3 protein-coding genes and 2 pseudogenes are annotated in these 5,312 nt (G+C 44.2%); 1 reads left to right on the plus strand and 4 read right to left on the minus strand.

The window, feature by feature from the left end; all coding sequences use genetic code 11:
• From E4T80_RS12280 to nrdD, 4 genes and pseudogenes are all read right to left on the minus strand, one after another.
• Positions 1-75: pseudogene (locus E4T80_RS12280) on the minus strand (IS1595 family transposase); the annotation flags it as partial.
• A gap of 575 nt (positions 76-650) precedes the next feature.
• Positions 651-1,985 (minus strand): phosphoglucosamine mutase, encoded by a 1,335-nt coding sequence (gene glmM / locus E4T80_RS12285; protein WP_135058682.1) that lies wholly within the window; start codon positions 1,983-1,985, stop codon positions 651-653.
• 138 nt (positions 1,986-2,123) lie between these two features.
• Complete coding sequence (nrdG, locus tag E4T80_RS12290; RefSeq protein WP_135058683.1) at positions 2,124-2,621, minus strand: anaerobic ribonucleoside-triphosphate reductase-activating protein; 498 nt, start codon at positions 2,619-2,621, stop codon at positions 2,124-2,126.
• A gap of 47 nt (positions 2,622-2,668) precedes the next feature.
• Entirely contained in the window at positions 2,669-4,861 is a 2,193-nt protein-coding gene (nrdD, locus tag E4T80_RS12295; protein ID WP_135058684.1) for an anaerobic ribonucleoside-triphosphate reductase, read from the minus strand.
• A 376-nt stretch (positions 4,862-5,237) separates the two neighbouring features.
• Here nrdD and E4T80_RS12300 point away from each other — a divergent pair.
• A pseudogene (locus E4T80_RS12300) lies at positions 5,238-5,312 on the plus strand (IS1595 family transposase); the annotation flags it as partial.

Genomic DNA, 5,312 nt, shown 5'->3' on the forward strand with positions numbered 1-5,312 from the left:
GCGAGCAGTAACACCCGCAATAAACAGTTCAATCAGTTTGTTTTGCTTGTACTGACTTAAACGACTTCTTCTCATAGGGATTATTCTAACCTGAAATTAGATTTCCCTAGTTATCTAGTACAGCCCCTACTTTTTTATAGTCTACATCATTTTCATATAGATTATCTTACAAAAATCGGAACTTAATGATAATAAACTGTGATAAGAGGGAATTAACGCTATTTATAATGATTAAATCTACTTAATTTTAATAAAAATGAATAAGTGGATAGGGGTTATGATATTTATTATATAACCTCATATAGAGTGCTTTGAAGTCAGAAGAAAGGAAAGCTTGACGTGCTGCTAGCTGGAGCTTTTTAATGCCTTATTACTCCTGCAAATCTCTGCGTTTCTAATCGTTAAGTGCCTATTGACTGATGCTTTTCATTTTACAAGCTTGAATGTCGGTGTGCTGACCGTTTAGCAAGTCTGCGATATCCTTGTTTTTTGTATTCTAGAATAAGGTGTTTGACCTATAGGATTTCCTTTTTCGTTGTTTAGGCAAGTAAATTAGACCATTATGGGAGAAAAATGATTAACAAGCGGTTTGATTTCTTGATTTTTTGGCAAAATTAAGGCGGGTAAAATGCCCGCCTTGTTTATTGAAATTAGTTACGTTTAACCGCTTCGACAATCTCTTCGGCGCAGCGTTGGGCGAGTTCTCCGTCTTCACACTCCACCATTACCCGAATCAGCGGTTCAGTACCGGATTTACGCAATAAAATCCGCCCTTTGCCGGCTAAGCGTTGTTCTACTTCTGCGGCAACGGCTTTCACTTCTTCGCGGTCGAGCGGATTTGCACCGCCGGCAAAACGTACATTGAGTAACACTTGCGGGAATAACGGCACGGCTTTAGCAAGCTCATTCAATCTGAGTTTATGGGCTGCCATTGCGGCTAACACTTCAAGCGAGGCGATAATGCCATCGCCGGTGGTATTTTTATCTAACACGATGATATGACCGGAATTTTCACCGCCCAGTTTCCAGCCTTTCGCTTTGAGCTGCTCTAACACATAGCGGTCGCCCACGTTAGCCCGCACAAACGGAATCGCAAGCTGTTTCAAGGCAATCTCAAGGCTCATATTACTCATCAACGTGCCGACTACACCGCCTTGTAATTTACCGGCACGCAGTGCTTCACGGGCGAGGATAAACAGAATTTGGTCGCCGTCCACTTTATTGCCTAAGTGATCGACCATAATTAAGCGGTCGCCGTCGCCGTCATAGGCTAAACCGACGTCCGCTCCCACTTCGACCACCACATTTTGCAGGGCTTTAATGTCGGTTGCACCGCATTTTTCATTGATATTCAAGCCGTCAGGGTGCGTGCCGATTTCAATCACTTCCGCCCCTAATTCACGCATCACATTTGGGGCAATGTGGTAGGTTGCGCCGTTGGCACAATCCACCACGATTTTATAGCCGTCCAAACTTAAATGCGCCGGAAAGGTGCTTTTACAAAATTCAATATAACGACCTGCCGCATCATTGATACGGCTGGCACGCCCTAATTCTGCGGACTCTACGCAATCCATCGGTTGATCGAGCATCGCTTCGATCGCTTCTTCCACCTCATCGGGCAATTTTTCACCTTGAGCGGAAAAGAATTTAATGCCGTTGTCGTCATAGGGGTTGTGAGAAGCGGAAATAACAATCCCCGCTTCGGCACGGAAAGTGCGGGTTAAATAGGCGATCGCCGGTGTCGGCATCGGGCCGGTGAACGCAGCGGATAAACCGGCTGCCGCCAGCCCTGCTTCCAGTGCCGATTCCAACATATAGCCGGAAATACGGGTATCCTTGCCGATTAACACTTTTTTCGAGCCTTGAGTCGCCAAGACTTTACCGGCTGCCCAGCCCAGCTTTAATGCAAAATCGGGGGTGATTGGATATTGTCCCACTTTCCCCCGCACACCGTCCGTCCCAAAATATTTACGTTCTGCCATAAAAATCCTCAATAAAAAAGCCAACTTAGCTTAAACGGCACTATGTTAGCGTTTATTGGCAAAAGTTGCCAGTTTTCCTGATATTTTTCAGCATTGGGTTGCCGAGTTTGCAAGATTTCGGCTAGATCTGACCGCTTGTCAATATGATATTACGCTCGGCTTCGCTGTTCCTTGATCAAATCGGTAAACGCATTGATTTGACGAGCCGCGCCAGATAAGGCTTGGGTCGTATAAATCCTGCTCAAACTTACCGTCAATCAGCACATCAACGTAGGCTAATAATTCTCGTTGTAAGGGGGTGAAATCACCCAGTACATAGCCTGTCCACGCCCAAATATCTTTGTTTGGGCATTCCGTTTTGACTCGCTTCACCAACTTTAACAATGTGGGAATATTGTGAGGGTGAAAAGGGTCGCCGCCGGATAAGGTTAAACCTTGCCGCTTAATCCGTGTATCGTTTAAATCATCAATAATTTGCTGCGCCATTGTTTCATCAAAGGCACGCCCTGCTCTAAACGACCAGCTTTTTTGGTTATAACACCCTCGGCAGCGGTGCGTGCAACCGCTTACAAACAGGGTGCAGCGTGTGCCTTCGCCATTGACAACATCGACAGGATAATATTGCAGGTAATTCATCAATTTGCCTCATTTTCCCAGCCCTCAAAAATGGGGCTAGTTTTATCTTACAGATGTTTTACCCGTCGCATTACTTCTTCTTGCTTTCCAGCGTTAAACGGGCGGGCATCGGGGCTACCTAAGTAGCCACAGACACGGCGGGTAACGGACACTTTTTGGCTGTCGTGATTACCGCATTTCGGGCAGGTAAAGCCTTTGCTGGTGCAATCAAATTCGCCGGTAAAACCGCATTCGTAGCATTCGTCTATCGGCGTATTTGTGCCGTAGTAGGGTACTCGGTCGTAGCTGTAATCCCACACATCTTCCAACGCTTTTAGGTTATGTTGAATATTTGGATATTCGCCGTAGCAAATAAAGCCGCCGCTGGCATATTCGGGGTACGGTTGTTCAAAATCCAATTTATCGTACGGATTGACTTTCTTCTCCACGTCTAGATGGTAGCTGTTGGTGTAATAACCTTTGTCGGTAACCCCCTTGATGATGCCAAAGGCTTTAGTATCCAGACGGCAGAATCGATCGCACAGATTTTCGCTTGGCGTTGAATATAGACTAAAAGCGTAACCGGTTTCTTCCGCCCATTTTTTTGTGGCTCGGTGTAGATATTTGACGATTGCCAGCCCTTTTTCCCGCAAAAGCGGGCTGTCGAAAATATGTTGTCCGTTGCCGTAAAGAGCATTGACAGTTTCGTGAATGCCGATATAACCCAATGAAATCGAAGCTCTGCCTTGTTTGAAAAGGACGGCGATGCTGTCGTTTGCATTCAAACGTACCCCGCAAGCGCCCTCCATATATAAGATCGGCGCAACACGGGCTTTGGTATTTTCCAAACGGGCAATGCGGGTCAGTAGTGCTTTTTTCGCGATCGCCAAACGCTCGTCTAAAATCCGATAAAAGCGGGCTTCGTCTTGTGCTGCTTCAATCGCAATCCGAGGCAAGTTGATACTCACCACTCCCAAATTGTTTCGCCCGTCGTGGATTTCGTTCCCCTGCTCGTCCCGATACGCCCCCAAAAAGCTGCGGCAGCCCATTGGTGCTTTAAAAGAGCCGGTTATTTTAACCACTTGATCGTAGTTTAAAATATCCGGATACATTCGTTTCGAGGCACACTCTAACGCTAATTGTTTGATGTCATAATTCGGATCTTGCGGACGCTGGTTTAAGCCACGTTTAATCGTAAACACCAATTTTGGAAATACCGGTGTTTTGCGGTTTTTCCCCAAACCTTGAATGCGGTTTTTCAGAATCGCACGTTGGATCAATTTTGCCTGCCAACTTTTGCCTAAACCAAACCCAAAGGTAACAAAAGGGGTCTGCCCGTTCGCCGTGTGTAGCGTATTGACCTCATACTCCAAAGATTGAAAAGCGTCATAGCACTCTTTTTCAATTTGCGCATCGGCAAAGGCGGTTTTATCGGCAATTCCCCACTGTTCAGCAGTCTTTAAATGCTTTTCATAGCTGATTTGCACATAAGGCGCTAACACTTCGTCAATGCGGTTAATGGTCGTACCGCCGTAAATATGGCTGGCGACTTGCGCAATAATTTGTGCCGTTACCGCCGTGGCGGTGATGATGGATTTCGGCGGTTCGATTTCCGCATTGCCCATTTTAAAGCCTTGTTCCAGCATTCCTTTTAAATCAACCAACATACAGTTAAACATTGGGAAGAACGGGGCGTAATCCAAATCGTGATAGTGAATTTCACCACTCTCGTGGGTATTCACCACATCACGGGGCAAAATATAGTGCTTGGCGTAGTGTTTAGCGACAATGCCGGCGAGTAAATCACGCTGGGTCGGAATAACCTTAGCGTCTTTATTCGCATTTTCATTGAGCAGCTCAAGGTTACTCTGATCAATCAAGCCGTTAATCTCTTGGGTTAATTGAGTGCGTTTTTCCCGTGCCACATCACGATCGTGGCGATATTCAATATAAGCACGGGCAACCTGCGGGTATCGGCTCGCCATCAATTTGTTTTCCACAATATGTTGGATATGTAAAATATCAATCATTTCAATGGGTTGAGAAAAAATCTCTTGCCAAACCTCTTGAGCAAGGCGCGCACAAAACGGTTCGTCAAACACATCAACGGCTTGGGTCGCTTTCTTAATTGCCGTCACGATACGCTGAATATCAAAGGCAGCCCGTGAGCCGTCCCGTTTTAGCACGATAAGATGATGGGCTGAAAAGGGTGAAGTCTGTTCAGCTGTTGTTCGGTGTAATGTAACCTGTTGATTTATCATATTGCCTCCTTTAAATTCAATCCGATAAAACACAAATAATATATCTGCCTGCGGAGTAAATTTCAAATAAAAAATCGTGTTATTTTTTGTGAATAATTTGATCTTTTTGTTAAATTAAACCGCCATAACCTTACTTAAAATAGCGCTTTATTAAAATAATAAAGTTTTCAATTTTTCATTTAAAATCAAATTCTTAACCAAGAATCATCTAGTAAAAATGGACGTTAATTTATTTAACACTAAAAACAAAGACAATATAAAAACAGCTCTAAATTAAGATTTTTATTTTTATTAAGTTTAAATGTTTATTTTTATTTAAAACAAGGGGCTGTACTAGATAACTAGGGAAATCTAATTTCAGGTTAGAATAATCCCTATGAGAAGAAGTCGTTTAAGTCAGTACAAGCAAAACAAACTGATTGAACTGTTTATTGCGGGTGTTACTGCTCGC

This window comes from Muribacter muris (assembly GCF_004569585.1).
GTDB classification, from domain to species: Bacteria; Pseudomonadota; Gammaproteobacteria; order Enterobacterales; family Pasteurellaceae; genus Muribacter; species Muribacter muris.

Excerpts from the sequence above, each read along its gene's own strand:
- glmM (WP_135058682.1), bottom strand. The coding sequence starts at position 1,985 with ATGGCAGAACGTAAATATTTTGGGACGGACGGTGTGCGGGGGAAAGTG.
- nrdG (WP_135058683.1), bottom strand. The coding sequence starts at position 2,621 with ATGAATTACCTGCAATATTATCCTGTCGATGTTGTCAATGGCGAAGGC.
- nrdD (WP_135058684.1), bottom strand. The coding sequence starts at position 4,861 with ATGATAAATCAACAGGTTACATTACACCGAACAACAGCTGAACAGACT.